Genomic DNA, 19,000 nt, shown 5'->3' with positions numbered 1-19,000 from the left:
GTTTCTATATTTTTAGATTAATATTGTTTGTTCATTTTACACTATTTCTCTCGGCTTGATAAAAAGGCAGAGTGCATCCCTGCACCCTGCCCCACAAATTAGAGAGTTATAAAAAATCAAGTATGCAGTGACTTAAGCACTGCTTCTTTCTGAAATAATTATCTTCTTTTTAGCTGTAATATTCCTTCTTGCCGGCAGCCAGCGTATTCTTCATCAGCGAGCAGATGGTCATCGGACCAACGCCTCCCGGAACAGGAGTGATGAAGGAACACTTCTCTGCCACCTCGTCGAATTTCACATCACCGTTCAAGCGGAAGCCGCTCTTCTTCGTAGCATCAGGCACGCGGGTGGTACCCACATCAATGACTACGGCTCCCGGCTTCACCATATCGGCTGTCACGAAATCAGGACGGCCTATGGCTGCGATGATGATATCTGCCTCCTGACACTCTTTCTTCAAATTCTTGGAATGGGAGTGGCATACGGTGACGGTAGCATCGCCATACTGCTTCTGCATCATCAGCTGAGCCATTGGCTTGCCTACGATGTTGCTTCTGCCCAGAATGACGCATTTCTTGCCACTGGTCTCTATATTGTAATGCTGCAGCAGGGTGAGGATACCGAGCGGAGTGGCAGAGATGAAACAAGGCATGCCGAGCGACATTCTGCCCACGTTTACCGGGTGGAATCCGTCTACATCCTTGCGGTAATCTATTGCCATGGTCACCTTCTGCTCATCGATGTGCTTAGGCAGAGGAAGCTGAACGATGAATCCGTCAACATCATCATCCTGGTTCAGCTTGTCTACACACTGCAGGAGCTCTTCTTCGGTAACATCCTCCTCATAACGGATGAGGGTCGACTTGAATCCACACTTCTCGCAGGCCAGCACCTTGTTCTTCACATAGGTTTCACTGCCTCCGTCGTGCCCTACGAGCACGGCTACCAGGTGTGGCTGCTTGCCTCCGTCGGCAACAATCTGTGCCACCTCCTGGGCTATCTGTTCCTTGATGGCGGCTGCCGTCGCCTTTCCGTCGATTAACGTCATTCTTTCTTTAGTTTATAATTTATAATTTATAGTTTATAGGGCATTCTTGCCTATCGCAAGTTTGCTATACGGCAAAGCCGCTATAAACTATTAACTATCAACTGATTTACATTCCCGGCATCTTAGGCATGCCTGGCATACCCTTCATGCGGCTCATCATCTGCGCCATTTTGTTGCCGGTCATCATCTGCATCATCTTGCGGGTCTGGTCAAACTGCTTGATGAGTTTGTTCACCTCCTGGATGTTGGTGCCCGAACCCTTAGCGATGCGCTGGCGGCGTGATGTGTTGAGGATGGCTGGGTTGGTGCGCTCCTTAGGAGTCATACTCTGGATGATGGCCTCTACGCCCTTGAATGCATCCTCTGGGATATCTACGTCGCGGATGGCCTTACCCACGCCCGGAATCATCGCTGCCAGATCCTTGATGTTACCCATCTTCTTAATCTGCTGGATCTGGTTGTAGAAATCGTTGAAGTCGAACTGGTTCTTTCTGATCTTCTTCTCCAGTTTCTTGGCCTCTTCCAGGTCGAACTGCTCCTGTGCGCGCTCTACGAGGGATACCACGTCACCCATGCCGAGGATTCGGTCTGCCATACGAGCTGGGTGGAACACGTCAATGGCGTCCATCTTCTCGCCGGTACCTATAAACTTGATTGGCTTGGTTACCACGGTACGGATACTGAGGGCAGCACCACCGCGGGTATCACCATCGAGCTTGGTGAGAACAACGCCGTTAAAGTCGAGGCGGTCGTTGAATTCCTTAGCTGTGTTTACGGCATCCTGACCGGTCATGGAGTCAACCACGAAAAGGGTTTCGTCTGGACGGAGATGATTCTTGAGATTGCTGATCTCGTTCATCATCTGCTCATCAATGGCGAGACGTCCGGCTGTATCGACGATTACCACATCGTTGCCGTTGGTCTTAGCCTGCTGGATAGCATGGTCGGCGATACTGAGCACATCCTTGTTCTCTGGCTCGCTGTATACCGGAACCCCTACCTGCTCACCTACTACATGGAGCTGCTGGATAGCTGCCGGACGGTAAACGTCGCAGGCCACTAACAATGGTTTCTTGCCTTTCTTGGTCTTGAGCATGTTGGCAAGCTTTCCGCTGAAGGTAGTCTTACCCGAACCCTGCAGACCGCTCATGAGGATGACGGCCGGATGACTTTCGAGCTTCAATGGGGCTTCTTCGCCGCCCATGAGTTCTTCCAGTTCATCGTGCACCAACTTAATCATCAGTTGTCCCGGCTTTACGGCAGTAAGTACATTCATGCCGAGTGCTTTCTCCTTCACCTTGTTGGTGAATTCCTTAGCCACTTTAAAGTTTACGTCGGCGTCGAGGAGTGCACGGCGCACATCCTTCATAGTTTCCGCCACGTTGATTTCTGTAATTTTTCCCTCGCCCTTCAAGATTTTGAACGAGCGTTCCAGTCTATCACTTAAATTTTCAAACATTTTTCTTTCTTTATATTTTTGGCTACAAAGATACGATTTTTTTTCGAGAAAGCCAACTTGTTTATGCTTTTTTTTATCCCGTCGGCTAAAATAGCTGTCGCTCTGCCTTTCCCGAGTTCATTTCTTCAGTTTTCTCTTGTGCTTATTTTTCTGGATTCTCCTTCTTTTTCGATTTTGATTCAGCATCAGAAGTTGCTTTTTTCTCTTCTGTAGCCATTTCAAAAGGAGGATCTTTCTTAAAAGCCGAGACATCATACGGATTAGTCAATTCATACTTTTTCCCCGTTGCTTTTTCATAAGCAGCTATCACAGGATCCTTATGTTCCATTTTTTCAAATACCTTTTTAGCCTGTTGCAAATGCTTCTTATCACGTTTTCCCTGTTTATCCATCCATCCGAAAGCATCAAAACCAATGCCAGTAGATGAAGTTGGCAAAGAGTTTATCTTCTCCTTAATATCCTCTTCCATGTTTTTGATGCCTTCCTGATTCTTGCCCCAAACTGTCACTTCGCCTAATTGTTTGGCATCCGGCAAGAGAAACAGAGTATCCGGCAGTTCCTTGTACCGGATAGTTGCCTTCATAAAACCAGGTTTCGATACGGTTGCTGAATCAAACTGATAGCGCATCGTCCAATAGCCCCGATAATCTGTTCTTGCCCAATGATTGTTATTGGTATGAATAAGTGCTTCACGAATAGGCACATGATTTTCTGCCGATGCGATGACACACGTTTTCTGCGCATAGGCTACCTGCCCTAACATGGCAAGCAATACTGTTAAAATCAATATGATACGCTTCATGCTTTTTCTCTGATTTATATCTTTTCTTTGTACCAGACAAATTACTTCTTCTTAAATATGAATCTGATACAAAAGTAATGATTAAATCTGATATTTCATTAAATTCCCCAAGAAGTTTAAGTTCATTTAAAGAGTAATGTAATAAAATTAAGCGTCTATAACAGTTGGCCTATTTATATAGCATCATTCAAAGGTATATAGTATCATTCAAAGGAAAGATATGGTGTTTTCAACACTAAGAAATATTTTATAAGTAAAAGCATATAGTTTTTAGAGTTCTTGCATATAGTCTTTTTAGTCAAAACACATAGTTTCCCAGATATTACCACTAGGCTCAGCAACTCTGCCAAGCCTAGTCAGCAGGTCTGCCGACTGCAGTCAGCACATCTGCCGAGCCTAGTGACAACTCTCTGTTAAACCAGTTCCGTTACTGCAGAAATAATTCACTTATATTCTATTGAGTTCATTTGATTATTCTACTATTCCACGTTGCTCGATTCTCTTAGCCTCTTCAAGAAGCTTAATGGCATCTACATACTGAGCGATGCCCTGAGCCACCTCCTTGGCAGCCTTCATTGCCAGGACTACAGTCTGCGGACGGTGTACCACATCACCTCCGGCAAACACACCGCGACGGGTGGTCATACCGAACGGACGTTCAACAACTTTTACATATCCCTTCTCATCCACCTCGATTCCGGCAGTGGTAGAAACGATACGGTTGGCTGGTCTTGAACCGATGGCGAGATAGATTCTGTCGAATTTTTCTACCCTTTCACCCTCAGGAGTGTTCAGCACACAGCTTCCCAGACGGCCGTTTTTACCCTTCAGAAAAGCCTCGACGGTAGTTTTCCACTCAAATTTCACGCCTTCCTTCACAGCATCTTCATATTCGCTCTTGATGGCCGGCATCTCTTCCTGGGTCTTACGGTACAGCACAGTTACATCGGCACCCAGACGGATAGCAGTACGGGCAGCATCCATGGCCACGTTTCCGCCGCCAATGACACCCACCTTCTCGCCGTCGCGCAGCGGAACCATGTCGCGGGTCAAAGCGCCTTCGTTATAGGCATTCACGTTATGCAGAAAGTATGTACTCTGGCTCACACCGTGGAGCTTTGAGCCCGGTGTAGAGTCCATGTTCTGAGGCACGCTGGTACCTGTGCCCATAAAGATGGCGTCGTAGCCTGCACGGAACAGACTGTCGATGGTTACATTGTTCTCGCCCACCATGCAGTTGGTGATAAACTGCACACCGAGGGCAGCAATCTTAGCCACCTCATCGCGCACTACCGACTTAGGCAAGCGATACTCAGGAATACCGTACATCAACACGCCTCCCGGCTCAGCCTGCCCCTCGAAAATGGTGACGTTGAAGCCCTGACGCGCCAGATCGCCGGCTACGGTCAAGCCGGCAGGACCCGAACCGATGACTGCCACACGGCCACGTGTTTTCTGTGGCAACTTCTCGCGCGAAAGATTCATCTTGGTATCAAAATCGGCAATAAACTGCTCCAGTTTGCCAATCTGTACCGGTTTGCCTTTCTTTCCGAGCACGCAGCTGCCCTGACACTGTTTCTCATGAGGACATACACGGCCGCAGATGGCCGGCAGGTTGCTCTTGGCATTGATGATGCTCATCGCCGCACCCATGTTACCCATAGAGAGTTCGTGTACGAAATCAGGTATGTCGTTGCCTATCGGGCATCCCTTCTTGCACTGCGGAATCTTGCAGTGTAGGCAGCGTTTTGCCTCTTCAATGGCTTCGTGGGTCGAAAAGCCCTCGTTCACTACCTGGAAGGCTGCAGCATCTGTCTGCTGTTCAGCTGCATCATTCTGTTTTGCAGCATCGGCAGTTTCCGTCTGCTTCACTATTGTTTCTGTTGTATTCTGCCCAGCGGTCTGTGCCTCTGCAGCATTCTTAATATTTTTCATTTCTTTCTGTTCACTCATAATAGAACTGCTCTCCTGTTTTATTGATTCTACAATCTATCCTTTGATTTGTGGGTGCAAAGGTACGAATAATATTTCATAAATCGCCTATCCTCCTTACATATTTTCATTTTTTCCGCTTTTTTCCTTATTATCTACAAAAACAAAGCCCTACATTCACATGCAAGGCTTAAAACAATATAAGCCCTACATTCATATGCAAGGCTTATGAAAGTAACACAGAGGGGGCAATTGTTAAGGTTGCCCCCTCACAAATAACAATTTTATTTTTCTTTAATCTCAATATCTTCCTTCACATGATTCCGAATCTTGGTGAGGAAGAGTTTCATACGCTTCGCATCCTTGTGGTCGATGATGTCGATGAGCTCAGCAAGCTCCTCTCTGATCTGTGCCACCTGACCCGATGTGTATGGGTTGAAGAGGATTTCCTGCAACAGGTAATCATCTTCGTTGAGCACGCCCTTAGCTATCTGCATGTGGCGCTTGAAGGTGGTGCCCGGAGCATCCTGGTGCTTCATCACTGCCGCAAAGGCAAAGGTGCTCACGAAAGGAATACTCAGCGAGTAAGCCACCGTCTGGTCGTGCTCATCAAATGTATACTCATGCAGACTCAACCCCAACTTCTGGTAGAGGTCCTTGAAGAATATCTTGCCCATGTAGTCACCCTCCTTGATGATGACTGCATTCTCCTCTGAAAGCTGGTTCAGATTGGCAAAGGTTGGGCCGAACATAGGGTGCGTGCTCACGAAGCGGAAACCGCTCTTCTCGTAAAACTCCTGCAGTCCGGTCTTTACCGAAGCTATGTCGCTGATAATGCAGTCGTGAGAGAGATGTGGCAACACCTCTTCGAAGGCTGGCAGCGTATATTTTACCGTCACCGCATTGATGACCAGTTCGGGGCGGAACATCTCTATCTCTTCCATCTTGGTGAAGCGGTAACAGTTGTAGGTGAAGCGCAGTCGCTTGGCATCCTTCTCGTAAACCGCCACCTCGTGGTCGAAACTGAGCAGGTCGATGAAGAAACTTCCCATCTTACCTGCTCCCATAATTAATATTCTCATTTTTTTATAAAGTGAAGAACGAAGAGTGAAGAACGAAGAATTCTCTTGTTTAAAGAACAAAGAACCCATAAAAGCATATGAATTCTTCACTCTTCGTTCTTCACTCTTCACTTAATTTACTTCTGGTTCAGGATTTCCAACTGCTGGCGGACACTCTCCTCATGGATGTGCTCGAAAATCTGAGCGGCAAACTCAGGGCTCATGCCGCAGAGGGCTGCCTGGGCACCACGCTTGTCGAGAATCTCGTTGTAACGGTTGGTCTGAACGATGGTCATGTTGTGCTCCTTCTTGTAGGTACCAATCTCGCGGCAAACGCGCATACGCTTAGCCAGGAGATCCATCAGCTGGTTGTCGCATTCGTCAATCTGACCGCGCAGCTGGTGCAGACCCTCTGTAGAATAATGCTCATCGCGCACTACGAGGAGGCTGAGGATGTAATCCAACACCTCTGGGGTAACCTGCTGCTTGGCATCGCTCCATGCATCGTCTGGGCTGCAGTGGCTCTCAACGATGAGGCCGTCGAAACCTAAGTCCATTGCCTGCTGGCAGAGAGGGGCGATGAGGTCGCGTCGGCCGCCGATGTGGCTAGGGTCGCAGATGATTGGCAACTGTGGTATGCGGCGGTGCAACTCGATAGGAATCTGCCACATAGGGAGGTTGCGGTAAATCTTCTTGTCGAAGCTGGAGAATCCACGGTGGATGGCACCGAGTTTCTTGATGCCTGCCTGGTTGATGCGCTGCAGGGCACCGATCCAAAGCTCGAGGTCTGGGTTTACCGGGTTCTTAACGAGCACAGGCACGTCTACGCCCTGAAGACTGTCGGCAAGTGCCTGCATGGCGAATGGGTTGGCAGATGTACGTGCGCCTACCCAGAGAATGTCGATTCCATATTTCAGTGCGAGCTCTACATGCTCTGGGGTAGCCACCTCAGTAGCTGTCAGCATGCCTGTTTCTTCCTTCACCTGCTTCATCCAAGGCAAGGCTGTTTCACCGTTACCCTCGAAGCCTCCCGGTTTGGTGCGTGGCTTCCACACACCTGCGCGGAACATGTGGCAACCTTTGGCAGCCAACTGCTTAGCGGTAGTCATAACCTGCTCTTCTGTCTCTGCCGAGCAAGGGCCGGCAATGACGCAAGGGCGTTCCTGATCACTAGGAAAATTCAATGGTTCTAATTCTAATTCCATAGTCGTATATTTTTATTTTTTACTTTTTTCCTTTTTTATCTTTAAGATTAAAGCCCGGGGGGACCAGCGATGGAATCGCTGGGAACGGGGGCGGAAAGGCTCTTTTTACCTTTCAAAGGGGTTAAGGCCCTTTTTACCTTTTTACCCTTTTACCTTTTTACCTTTTTACCTTTCAAAAACCTTCCTGATTCTTTCCAGGGCCTCTTTCATCTTCTCATCCTTGGCACAGAGGCTGATACGGATGTAACGCTTGCCGTTGGTTCCGAAGATGAAGCCTGGGGTGATGAAGACGCGAGCCTCATGCAACACCTTCTCTGTCAGGTCTTCTACATCGGCATATTTCTCAGGTATCTTGCCCCAGAGGAACATGCCTACCTGGTTAGGGTCAAACTGGCAGTCGAGCACCTTCATGATCTCCTCAGCAATGTCGCGGCGGCGGCGGTAGTTCTGGATGTTGTTCTCGCGGTGCCATTCATCCGTGTTGTTAAGCATCGCCTCGGCTGCAGCCAGCTGTATGCCTCGGAAGCTTCCGTTATCGATGTTGCTCTTCACCTTCAGAATCCATGAGATGAAGGTCTTATTGCTCGAAATCATCGCCACACGCCAGCCTGGCATGTTGTGGCTCTTGCTCAGAGAATTGAACTCGATGCAGCAGTCCTTAGCTCCCGGCACCTGCATGATGCTCATAGGGTGCTCGTTGAGGATGAGCGAATATGGGTTGTCGTTCACCACCACGATGTTGTGCTTCTGGGCGAATGCCACCAGCTTTTCGTAGGTTTCGCGCTTTGCCACACCGCCTGTCGGCATGTTAGGATAGTTGGTCCACATCAGCTTTACGTGGCTCAGGTCCATCTTCTCCAGGGCATCGAAATCGGGCTGCCATCCGTTATCCTCTCTCAGGTCGTAGTAGGTAATCTTGGTACCCAGAATCTTGTTGATGGCGGTGTAGGTAGGGTATCCCGGGTTCGGGATGAGTACCTCATCGCCCGGATTGCAGAAGGCGAGCGTTACGTGCAAGATACCTTCCTTGCTACCTATGAGGGGCTGGATTTCTGTAGCCCAGTCGAGGTCTACATCATACCAGCGCTTATAGAAACCAGCCATTGCTTTGCGCAACTCTGGTATGCCCACCGTAGGCTGATATCCGTGTGCGTTTGGATTGTTGGCTACCTCGCAGAGCTTGTCAATGGTCTGCTTAGAAGGCGGCATGTCTGGGCTTCCGATGGCCAGACTGATGATGTCTTTGCCCTCGGCATTAAGCTTAGCCACTTCCTTCAGCTTGCGGCTGAAGTAGTATTCCTGTATTTCCGTTACTCTATTGGCTGGTTGTATCATAATTTTCAATGAATAATTTATAATTAATAATGTATAAATGGGCTTTCACCCTCCGAACTGGCGAATTCTTCACTCTTCGTTCTTCACTCTTCACTTATTTTACTCCTTCTCCTCATATTCTCCCAACACCTTTATCTTCTTCACGAGCGGCGTTATGGCGTCGATGCTCTGGCGGTATCGGGTCAGGTTGTCGAAGGTGAGGTCTACGTAGAAGAGGTATTCCCACTCATGTCCGATGTTTGGCAGCGACTGAATCTTGGTGAGATTGATGTCGTAGAAACTCAGGATGGTGAGCACCTTGGAGAGCGATCCCTTATCGTGAGCCAGACTGAAGACGATGCTCGCCTTGTTGGCCTTTTCGATGGGACGGAGCAGGGCTGCCTTCTGCGGATTGCAGACCACGAGGAATCGGGTAAAGTTGTGCGGATTGTCGTGGATGTCTTCCTGCAGCACCTTCATACCGTACATGTGGGCCGCATAAGAAGAGCAGATGGCTGCCCATCCCCTTACCTTGTGCTGGGCGATATAGGCTGCCGAGCCTGCGGTATCTTCTGCCTCCACCGCCTTGAGGTCGGGATGGTTGGCTAGGAACTTGCCGCACTGCATGAGGGCTACCGGATGGGAGTGAACCTCCTGCAGGGTGCTCCAGTCGTCTTCTGGCAGACAGCAGATGCTATGCTCTATATGGAGCTTGTGTTCGCCTACCACGGTGGTTCCGCTCTGCCGGAGCAGTTCGTAATTGTGGAGCAGGCTGCCCGCAATGGTGTTTTCTATGGCGCAGATGCCTACTACAGTAGGGTCGCGCTTGATGTTTTCGAACACCTCTTCGAAGGTAGCACAACAGATGATTTCAATCTGTTCGCCCTCGAAATACTGGTGGGCGGTAATGTCGTGGAAAGATCCCAACTCTCCTTGAATTGCTATTCTCTTCATGTTTCTTTTATCTTGTCTAATGTTACGAAAAACGGTCCTACTCAATAAGAGCGGGACCGTTTCGATGATTTCAAGAATCTAATATCCTAAGTTGAAATTTACACGCAACTTCCCGCTTTACAATTATTTGCAAAGTAAAAGTAATAGCTAAAAAAGAATGCGTTAAACTTCTTCATTGTCTTTACATTTTATATGTTACTCACTTTTGTTCTTTCCGAGCCCGTTTCTCCTTTATTATATAAGGAGCTTATCTGTGCTCAGATTTCGAGTCTCGACTAGCAAAAATCTCAACTCGATTGCAAAAGTAACATTTTTCTTTGATACTACCAAACAATTTGATATATTTTTCTTCATTTTCCTTATATTTTATGCTAAAAAACATATTTTCGCCCGATTTTTATCATCAGAATACGGAAAAATGCAGAAAAATGTACTCAAAAGCCAGGCGCTAGGGAGAGACGCAACGCCGGAATCCGTGAGACAAGCCCTCTTCCTTTATCTGCAATGTTCTCTGCCTTCAGCCTTGAATTCCCCTGTCAGCTCCCCTACTTTCTCCGGGTTCAGTTCCAGGTAGCGCTTCATGTCCTTTCCGGCACCATCCTTGTCGCCCATCTGCATCAGCAGATTGCCGCGCTTCAGGAGGTTCTCGCTCAGAGAGGCTTTTACAGACGAGTGTTCCGCAGAATCCTTCTGTTCTGCCAATTCTTTCTCCTGCTCTACAATCTGCTGCGTCAGCGTAGCAAGCAACAGAACAGGGTTTATCTGATTCAAATCCATAACCTTATATTTTACGAAAAGTTATTCTGTTGTATATCACGGAGTTAACCCACTTGACGCCCTAAAACAGGGCGTCAAGGTATGAGCCACTCCTTTTATAATAAGGTGTAATTTACTTGATGGCCCCGATAATCTCAGTCACACTCTTGCATCCGTGAGCATCAAGCCACTCGTTGATTCCATCCTTCACCTTCTTCGTAACCGCAGGATCAATGAAGTTGGCTGTACCAATCTCAATGGCCGTAGCACCGCACATCAGGAACTCAATGGCATCCTTGGCAGAAGAAATGCCGCCCAGACCAACAACCGGAATGTTTACGGCATGAGCCACATCCCAAACCATGCGCAGGGCAACAGGCTTAACGCAAGGACCGCTCAAACCACCCGTGCGGATGCTCAAGAGAGGCTGGCGCTTCTCAATGTCCACCGCCATACCCATCAGCGTGTTGATGAGCGAAACAGAATCGGCACCCTCAGCCTCCACGGCACGGGCGATGTCGGCAATGCTGGTAACATTAGGCGAAAGCTTCACGATGAGGGTCTTCTTATAAACCTTTCTCACCGCCTTCACCACGCTGGCTGCACCCTCGCAGGTTACACCGAAGGCCATGCCGCCATCCTTCACGTTAGGACAGGAGATGTTCAGCTCTATGGCCGGAATCTTATCCAGCTCGTTGATGCGCGCCGCACACTCGGCATAACTCTCAGGCGAATGTCCGCTCACGTTGACAATCATATTGGTATCAATGTCCTTGATCTGAGGATAAATGTGAGAGCAGAAATACTCCACACCCTTGTTCTGCAAACCTACGCAGTTGAGCATGCCCTGAGGCGTTTCAGCCATACGCGGATAGTCGTTTCCCTCGCGCGGTTCCAGGGTAGTGCCCTTCACGATAATACCGCCAATCTCCTCCAGAGGAACGAAATCGGCAAATTCTAATCCGTAGCCGAAAGTACCCGATGCAGTCATCACAGGGTTCTTCAACTTCAAATCCTTTATCTTTACACTTAAATCAGCCATATCTTCTGTTTTACTTAAAAATGTTTTTACAAACAAAGACAAGAGAATTCTTCACTCTTCGTTCTTCACTCTTCACTCTATTAGATTTCCCAAGTAAGTTTCTTGATGTTGATGACAGGTCCATCCTTGCAGACGCACTGGTTACCCTCGGTAGTTTTCTCTACGCAGCAGAGGCAGGCACCCACACCGCACGCCATCTTGTTCTCGAGAGAAACCTCACACTCCACGCCAGCCTTCTTGGCAAAGCGAGCCACGCTCACCATCATCGGCTTAGGTCCGCAGGTAGAAATCATATCAAACTTCTCGTTCTCCAAAACAGAGTGGTTGGTAACGAAACCTACCTCACCAGCCGAGCCATCCTCGGTAGTGATGCATACCTTTCCGATCTTGGCAAACTCATCCAGTTCGAGCAGATCTGTAGCCTTGCGCGCACCCAGCAGGAAGGTAACTTCAGCCCCGAAATCCTTGATGAGTTTTCCGAAATAGAGGAGCGGAGCCACACCTACGCCACCACCTACGAGCAGATATTTCTGGCTCTTCCCGGTAGGCATGGTGAAGCCGTTGCCGAGAGGCAGCATACAGTTGAGCACATCGCCCTCCTTGAGCTGTCCGAGCTGACGGGTACCGTCGCCCACCATTGCTACGAGCAACCAGAGCTGATTATTTTCACGATCCACGAAATTGATGGAGATAGGACGGCGAAGCATGGTAGTAGGCGAATGGTCTACTCTTACTTCTACGAATTGGCCAGGCAAGATTTCAGGCAAAGGTTTCTCATCGGTAAGCTTAATCAAAACATGCTTATCGCTAAGCGCCTCTACAGAAACCACCCTGAGGTCGAGAACATATTTTTTCATCTTATTGCTAATTTTTAATATGCTTATTATATAATGTACGTATATTATAATAGGTACGCGTAGCTTCCGGTTACGCCCACCTACGTTTCTACGATGCAAAGGTACATCAAAAATCCGAATTTACGAAAAGAAAAGAGATATTTTTTCTTTATAGCCGATCCTATGTGATTGTTTTAGGGTTCTCCAATCCCTACTTTATTTCTTAGGAACGAAGGTTTCCCAGGTCTGATCATCGTAGAAAATACGGATTTCGGTAATCTTTCTTTGCGGTTTGTCTACATATTTTACCGCCGCTTGGGCGATATTTTTAGGTGTACGATTTACACCCTGCATTTGAGACTGGTCAAAGAGCGAGGGAGAAGTAGGGGAGGCTGTGGCTCCTTCGGCTCCAAAATCGAGCATAGGCTCGGCAGAGGCGGCTCCAGAAGGCTGACTGCCCTGCTTCATCCCCTCAGCACCACCGGCTGCTCCATCCGTAACGCCCTGATGCATGTCTGCAGCACCCTCTTCGCTGCCACCCTGGGAAGCCTGGTTCTGATACATAGGAGGAGTACCGTAGAGTACCCAATAAACGTTTACCTGAGGAAAACTCTTATGGATGCCATCCACAATGCTGAGCGATGGATTGGTCTTTCCGTTGAAAATATTGCTCAGTGTAGCGGTCGAGATTCCGATCATCTGAGCGAAGTTTTGCTGAGTGAGGTGCTGGTCCTCCATCAGCTGTCTGATTCTATCTTTCATGCTCTAAAATTTTTAGTGTTCATTTTTCTACTGATACGATGTTTTATTTCCGAACAAGCCACTTTTGGACCTTTTTCGGTTGATTTTACAAAGATAAAGCAAAAATTTAGAATAACCAAACATTTCTGAATAAATTTAGATTTTTAAACTTTAGGTTTCTGTTTATAAATTTGAATTCTACTCACTCCAGTGTTCGGTTTTTAGGTTTAGTTTTATAAATATAAACCTATCAATCAAAATATATGACGAACCTTTTCTTTATAGATTTAGGCTAAATCACTGGTTATTCATACCATAAACCGCCTAAATAAAGGCATATAGAGCGGTTTATGCAATGTTTACCCAACACCTATGTAAAAGTCTATGGTTTATAAAACAACTAAAATACATAACTAACTGAGTTTCCGCTACTTACAAATTCAAAATATAGTATGAATATTTATTCATTCATAACCATAAACATCCTATTTTACCTTTATTTTTATAAATATAAAACATAAATTCGTGTATTTAGTTTTCTTGCATTTATGTTTATAAATCAAAATCATCCATTTTGATTTATGAATTTAAAAACATAAACTTAGGAAATATAAACCTTAACAAATGCAAACGACCGATTTCAGACAACAGGAAATGGCAAATTTTTCCATTTCTAGCGTATTCCAGCCCATCGGCAAGGAAACGGGCAAATTCGCGAGTAATGAAGAGGGTTAATTTATATAAGTTACTGATAACCAATAAAGTTAAGTCTATTTTCAGGCGAAAACGAAAAATGGGCATCTAGCTCGAAAAATCGCTTAAATCCCCCATTTTTGCCCCAAAATCGCCCAAAATGAGCCCAGATAAACGCTCCAAAAAGAGCTGAAAATCCCCCATTTGGGGCAAATTTATAATGCTAAACGCTAGTTGGCTGCTTTCTGGAAACAGGCGGCAAAGAAGGCCGAAAACGAAAACGAGCTCCTGCCGAGAGAAAACTCTCAGCAGGAGCTCGCCTACTCTCCCCCACCTCGCTCTTCAGCATCAGTGAAGGATAAAAAAGATGAGTTCTTTCATCAGTTCACCCACCGGAGTGGATGGATTATCCAGTCCCTTTATCTTCGCATCCACCTCCTTAAACTTCTCAATAATCGCCATCACTTTCACGCCCGTATAGTTCCTCATTCCTGTAATATATTCGCGCGCCGCCCAAGCTCCGCGCAAATCCAGGAATTTTGCGAGCTCATTTTCGTTCTGCCTGTTGGGTGCATAATAAGCAATCATCAGGTTTTGAAAATAAGTAAAGAGCATCGGGAGAAGCGTGAAGAGAGAACCACTCTTCGGATTGCTGTCAAAATAATTTATTATCTGATTTGCCTTGAACACATCGCGGCTGATGATGGCACTTCTCAGCTCGAAGGCATTGAAGTCTTTGCTCACCCCTATTTCTCGCTCCACAATCTCCGGAGTAACACGCCGGTCGTTCTCAGGAAGAGAAATGAGCAGTTTGTCGAGCTCGGAAGTGAGTCGGTGCAAATCTGCTCCCACATGATCAGCCACCATCTGAGTAGCCTTGGGTTCTATGGTTGCCTTGCGGGTCTTGAGATAAGTCTCGATGAAGCCCGGCAGATTTCGATCGTAGAGCTTTTTGCTTTCAAAAACCACACCCGCCTTGGCAGCGAGGGCAGAAAACTTTTTACGACTGTCGAGCTTGCCGTTTTTATGACAGAAAACAAGGATGGTTGTTTTTACCGGATTTTCGAGGTACTTCTCGAGCGCTTCCAAATTCCGTAAATTCTGAGCCTCTTTCACAACCACTACTCTATACTCCGCCATCATCGGGTAGCCCTTGCACAAATCTGCCACTTGCGCACCCGTAACATCAGCTCCGAAAACCACCATCTGATTGAAGTCACGCTCCTCGGGCTGGAGCACATTTTCTGAAATGTAGTCGCAGATCTTATCTATATAAAAAGGTTCCTCGCCCATCAGAACATAGACGGGAGAATACTTCCGAGCCTTCAGATCTTTCATGATAGACTCGTAACTTATTGCACTTTTCTTTTCTACCATTGGATTATTTTTTGTAACTTTGCACCCAGCAAACTCCGGGGGTGCGGACAAGCATTTGCTCCGCCTCCAGGTTCGCAGTTTTCTGAGGTGCAGTTTTCAGCTGCACTTCGACTGCAAAGTTACAAAAAATAAATTGAACTGCCTATATAAAAGAGGTAGTTTTTGAAAATGAGGTATGGTTAAAAGAAGAAAAGAAACCATATCGAAAACAGAAAAGAAAGAAATATAACTCCTATATATAATAAGGTACAGAAAAATGATTCGCTTAAATTTGCCATCTTTCGACATCAAGGTTTCGGGCTCAAAACAGCATCCCCAGATACTGGATGTGCTGCGCCGGAAGTTCATCACGCTCACTCCCGAAGAATGGGTGCGCCAGCATTTCGTTCATTTTCTCATCGAGCACAAGGGGTATCCTGCCTCTCTGCTCGCCAACGAAATCCAGCTGAAATGTGGCGACAAGGTGCTGCGCGCCGACAGTGTGCTCTACTCCCGTGAGCTGCAGCCCCGCATGATTATCGAGTACAAAGCTCCTCACATCCCCATCACGCAGAAAGTATTCGACCAGATTTCGGTTTACAATCTTCTGCTCCATGTCGACTTTCTGGTGGTGAGCAACGGGCTGGAGCATTACATCTGCAAGATGGATTATGAAAGTAAAAAATATGTATTTTTAGAGACCATTCCCGATTATTCCGATTTATTGACATTATGAGAGCGTCGGGGGATAGTCCGGAAGTTTTTAAACAGAGTTTCCCCAGCCTTCAAAATTTGCGAATTTCCGCCCAACCGGCCATCCGTTTTAGAATTCGCGAATTTTGGAGGCCTTTTTCTGCCCCTTTTCCTCTCCCTTTTTGAGCACTCCTTTTCCTCCCATCCCCCTTCTCGCGTTATTTTTTAATAAAAAAAACATTTTCATTTTGTAGTCTCCTCCTTTTATACTATCTTTGCATAAGATAAGCTGCACTCGGCAATTTGAAAGCAAGCTTTCATTGCTCTCGTTTGCATTATCTTTGCATCTAATATATATATTAAGGTATAGACTGCCTAAAAGAACAGAAAGAAATGGAGAATAAAAAGATAAAAATCGCCGTAGCCGGAACAGGATATGTAGGCCTGAGCATCGCTACCCTGCTGAGCCAGCATCATGAGGTGGTGGCAGTAGACGTGGTACCCGAAAAGGTGGAGCTCATCAACTCGCGCCGCTCGCCTATCCAGGACGAATACATAGAGAAATATCTGGCTGAAAAGGAACTCAACCTCAAAGCCACAACCGATGGAGAAGAAGCCTATAAGGATGCCGACTTCGTAGTGATTGCCACACCAACCAACTATGATCCGGTGAAAAACTACTTCGACACCTCGCACGTAGAAGAAGTCATCCGTCTGGTGATGCAGGTGAATCCCGATGCCATCATGGTCATCAAGAGCACCATTCCGGTAGGCTACACCGAAACCATCCGCCAGAAGACGGGCAGCAAGAACATCATCTTCGCTCCTGAATTCCTGCGCGAGAGCAAGGCTCTCTACGACAACCTCTACCCGAGCCGCATCATCGTGGGCAGACCGAACGGTGACGAGCGACTGGACCAGGCAGCCCACACCTTTGCAGAACTGCTGAAAGAGGGAGCCATCAAGCAAGACATAGAAACCCTGTTCATGGGACTTACCGAGGCAGAAGCGGTGAAACTCTTCGCCAACACCTACCTCGCCCTGCGCGTGAGCTACTTCAACGAGCTGGATACCTACGCCGAAATGAAGGGCCTCGACACCAAGGCGATTATCGACGGAGTGGGTCTGGACCCTCGCATCGGCACCTTCTACAACAACCCTTCCTTCGGATACGGCGGCTACTGTCTGCCGAAAGATACCAAGCAGCTGCTCGCCAACTATGCCGATGTGCCTGAGAACCTGATTCAGGCGATTGTGGAGAGCAACCGCACCCGCAAGGATTTCATCGCCGACCGCGTGCTGAACATGGCTGGCTACTACGATTATGCCAACCAGAACAACTTCAGCGAGGAGGAAGAGAAGCCTTGCACCATCGGCGTATACCGCCTCACGATGAAGAGCAACAGCGACAACTTCCGCCAGAGCAGCATACAGGGCGTGATGAAGCGCATCAAGGCAAAGGGCGCGCAGGTTATCATCTACGAACCTACGCTGAAAGACGGAACCACCTTCTTCGGAAGCCGCATCGTAAACAACCTGGATGCCTTCAAGCAGCAGAGTCAGGCCATCATCGCCAACCGGTATGACAAGTGTCTGGATGATGTGGAAGAAAAGGTTTACACCCGCGATATTTTCAGAAGAGACTGATCTGAACTGAAAGTTAACAGTTAAAAGCTGAAGACGAAAAATAGAAAACAATAATATTTATAATAAAGAGAAAAATAAGAAATGGCAAAATTAGTAATCAATTCCTACGAGGAATTTGCATCTCACCTCGGTGAGAAGTTAGGAGAATCAGACTGGTTGCAGATTGACCAGGACCGTATCAACAAGTTCGCAGACGCTACACTCGACCCACAGTGGATCCACGTAGACGTAGAGCGCGCCAAGGTAGAGAGCCCTTACCACAGCACCATCGCTCACGGTTACCTCACCCTCTCAGTACTCCCATACCTCTGGCAGCAGATTATCGAGGTAAACAACCTCAAGATGCTCGTAAACTACGGCATGGACAAGATGAAGTTCGGTCAGCCAGTCATCACCGGTTCACGCGTGCGCCTGGTAGCCACTCTCCACGACATCCAGAACATCCGTGGCATCTGCAAGACCAGCATCAAGTTTGACATCGAAATAGAAGGTCAGCGCAAGCCAGCCCTCTCAGGCATCGCTTCTTTCCTCTACTATTTCAACAACTAAAAGATGGCAGCAGGTAAATGGATTGGTGGTGTGCTCGGTTTCATCACAGCCGGTCCGCTGGGAGCCCTGGCAGGCTATGCCCTCGGTTCCCTCTTTGAGCACGGCCTGGATGCGGTAAACCGCGACGGCGACCACCATTACAACAACGCCTACGATGCCTACAGCGGCCAGCAGCACAACGGCCGCCAGGGCTTCAGCAACCAGGGCTACAGCCGCCAGCAGAGCTATGAAGGAGAGCGAAACTCCTTCATGTTTTCGCTGCTGGTGCTCAGCTCCTACATCATCAATGCAGATGGCAAGATCATGCATTCCGAGATGGAGATGGTGCGCCGCTTCCTGCGTCAGAATTTCGGCGAGGCAGCCAAGCAGCAGGGCGAGGAAATCCTCCTCAAACTCTTCGAACAGCAGAAGCAGATGGGCATGCAGCAGTACCGTTCGGTGATACAGGACAGCTGTCATCAGATACGTGCCAACATGATGTATGAACAGCGCCTGCAGTTGCTCAATTTCCTCGTCATGATAGCCCAGGCCGATGGAGTTGTGAATCCTCAGGAGATTCAGGCACTCAAGGAGATGGCCATCCACATGGGTCTTTCTGCCGAGGATGTAGACCAGATGCTGAATCTGGAGAGCGGGGCTTCTTCAGCAGGCAGTCTGGATGATGCCTACCGTGTTCTGGGTATCAGTCCTGACGCCTCAAACGATGAGGTGAAGGCCGCATACCGCAAGATGGCGCTCAAGCATCATCCTGACAAGGTAGCAGCCCTGGGCGAAGATGTGCGCCGTGCAGCCGAGAAGAAATTCCAGGAAATCAACGACGCCAAAGACCGCATTTACAAGGCTAGAGGACTCTAGGGTCCAGATTAGGATTAAAAGTTCCAGATTAGGATTAAAGGAGTTAAGGCAGATTGT

17 protein-coding genes are annotated in these 19,000 nt (G+C 47.7%); 4 read left to right on the top strand and 13 right to left on the bottom strand.

From position 1 onward, the window contains the following. Positions 1-169 precede the first annotated feature (169 nt). From folD to holA, 13 genes are all read right to left on the bottom strand, one after another. Positions 170-1,048, bottom strand: coding sequence for a bifunctional methylenetetrahydrofolate dehydrogenase/methenyltetrahydrofolate cyclohydrolase FolD (gene folD, locus ONT08_RS07390; protein WP_117587127.1), 879 nt, complete (start codon positions 1,046-1,048; stop codon positions 170-172). A 106-nt stretch (positions 1,049-1,154) separates the two neighbouring features. Then, the gene (gene ffh / locus ONT08_RS07385) at positions 1,155-2,507 is read right to left on the bottom strand and encodes a signal recognition particle protein (RefSeq protein WP_117587128.1); all 1,353 of its coding nucleotides are present in this window, start codon (positions 2,505-2,507) and stop codon (positions 1,155-1,157) included. A 142-nt stretch (positions 2,508-2,649) separates the two neighbouring features. Beyond that, positions 2,650-3,309, bottom strand: coding sequence for a hypothetical protein (locus ONT08_RS07380; protein WP_254972489.1), 660 nt, complete (start codon positions 3,307-3,309; stop codon positions 2,650-2,652). A 471-nt stretch (positions 3,310-3,780) separates the two neighbouring features. Continuing rightward, positions 3,781-5,244: an NAD(P)-dependent oxidoreductase gene (locus ONT08_RS07375; protein ID WP_254972491.1), complete on the bottom strand. Its 1,464-nt coding sequence runs from the start codon at positions 5,242-5,244 to the stop codon at positions 3,781-3,783. 281 nt (positions 5,245-5,525) lie between these two features. Then, positions 5,526-6,323 (bottom strand): prephenate dehydrogenase/arogenate dehydrogenase family protein, encoded by a 798-nt coding sequence (locus tag ONT08_RS07370; RefSeq protein ID WP_022120890.1) that lies wholly within the window; start codon positions 6,321-6,323, stop codon positions 5,526-5,528. A 116-nt stretch (positions 6,324-6,439) separates the two neighbouring features. Further along, positions 6,440-7,507, bottom strand: a complete 1,068-nt coding sequence (locus tag ONT08_RS07365; protein ID WP_118085840.1) for a bifunctional 3-deoxy-7-phosphoheptulonate synthase/chorismate mutase type II — start codon at positions 7,505-7,507, stop codon at positions 6,440-6,442. Positions 7,508-7,672: 165 nt separating this feature from the next. After that, entirely contained in the window at positions 7,673-8,842 is a 1,170-nt protein-coding gene (locus ONT08_RS07360; protein WP_264959627.1) for a pyridoxal phosphate-dependent aminotransferase, read from the bottom strand. 99 nt (positions 8,843-8,941) lie between these two features. After that, positions 8,942-9,775, bottom strand: a complete 834-nt coding sequence (locus ONT08_RS07355; RefSeq protein ID WP_264959626.1) for a prephenate dehydratase — start codon at positions 9,773-9,775, stop codon at positions 8,942-8,944. 495 nt (positions 9,776-10,270) lie between these two features. Next, positions 10,271-10,552: a hypothetical protein gene (locus tag ONT08_RS07350; RefSeq protein ID WP_022120894.1), complete on the bottom strand. Its 282-nt coding sequence runs from the start codon at positions 10,550-10,552 to the stop codon at positions 10,271-10,273. A gap of 112 nt (positions 10,553-10,664) precedes the next feature. Continuing rightward, positions 10,665-11,573 carry a dihydroorotate dehydrogenase gene (locus tag ONT08_RS07345; protein ID WP_118200035.1) on the bottom strand — a complete coding sequence of 303 codons (909 nt, stop codon included), beginning with the start codon at positions 11,571-11,573 and terminating at the stop codon, positions 10,665-10,667. A gap of 80 nt (positions 11,574-11,653) precedes the next feature. Further along, a complete protein-coding gene (locus ONT08_RS07340; protein ID WP_264959625.1) occupies positions 11,654-12,430 on the bottom strand; it encodes a dihydroorotate dehydrogenase electron transfer subunit in 777 nt (258 codons plus the stop codon). Positions 12,431-12,625: 195 nt separating this feature from the next. Next, positions 12,626-13,171, bottom strand: a complete 546-nt coding sequence (locus ONT08_RS07335) for a helix-turn-helix transcriptional regulator (protein WP_264959624.1) — start codon at positions 13,169-13,171, stop codon at positions 12,626-12,628. A 1,020-nt stretch (positions 13,172-14,191) separates the two neighbouring features. Continuing rightward, positions 14,192-15,220, bottom strand: coding sequence for a DNA polymerase III subunit delta (holA, locus tag ONT08_RS07330; protein ID WP_117588217.1), 1,029 nt, complete (start codon positions 15,218-15,220; stop codon positions 14,192-14,194). Between the two features lie 256 nt (positions 15,221-15,476). Between holA and ONT08_RS07325 the strand changes: the two genes are divergently transcribed. The 4 genes from ONT08_RS07325 to ONT08_RS07310 all read left to right on the top strand — a co-directional run bounded on the left by ONT08_RS07325 (position 15,477) and on the right by ONT08_RS07310 (position 18,943). Beyond that, positions 15,477-15,935, top strand: coding sequence for a type I restriction enzyme HsdR N-terminal domain-containing protein (locus ONT08_RS07325; protein ID WP_022120899.1), 459 nt, complete (start codon positions 15,477-15,479; stop codon positions 15,933-15,935). Between the two features lie 350 nt (positions 15,936-16,285). Continuing rightward, positions 16,286-17,539 carry a nucleotide sugar dehydrogenase gene (locus ONT08_RS07320; protein WP_119236629.1) on the top strand — a complete coding sequence of 418 codons (1,254 nt, stop codon included), beginning with the start codon at positions 16,286-16,288 and terminating at the stop codon, positions 17,537-17,539. A gap of 81 nt (positions 17,540-17,620) precedes the next feature. Continuing rightward, positions 17,621-18,088 carry a MaoC family dehydratase gene (locus ONT08_RS07315; RefSeq protein WP_006847353.1) on the top strand — a complete coding sequence of 156 codons (468 nt, stop codon included), beginning with the start codon at positions 17,621-17,623 and terminating at the stop codon, positions 18,086-18,088. Positions 18,089-18,091: 3 nt separating this feature from the next. Continuing rightward, positions 18,092-18,943: a TerB family tellurite resistance protein gene (locus ONT08_RS07310; protein ID WP_264959623.1), complete on the top strand. Its 852-nt coding sequence runs from the start codon at positions 18,092-18,094 to the stop codon at positions 18,941-18,943. Positions 18,944-19,000 lie beyond the last annotated feature (57 nt).

Origin of the sequence: Segatella copri (assembly GCF_026015465.1) — a bacterium.
Lineage (GTDB): Bacteria > Bacteroidota > Bacteroidia > Bacteroidales > Bacteroidaceae > Prevotella > Prevotella copri_E.
The sequence above is the reverse complement of the archived record's forward strand: the minus strand, read 5'-3'. Positions and strand labels throughout refer to the sequence as shown.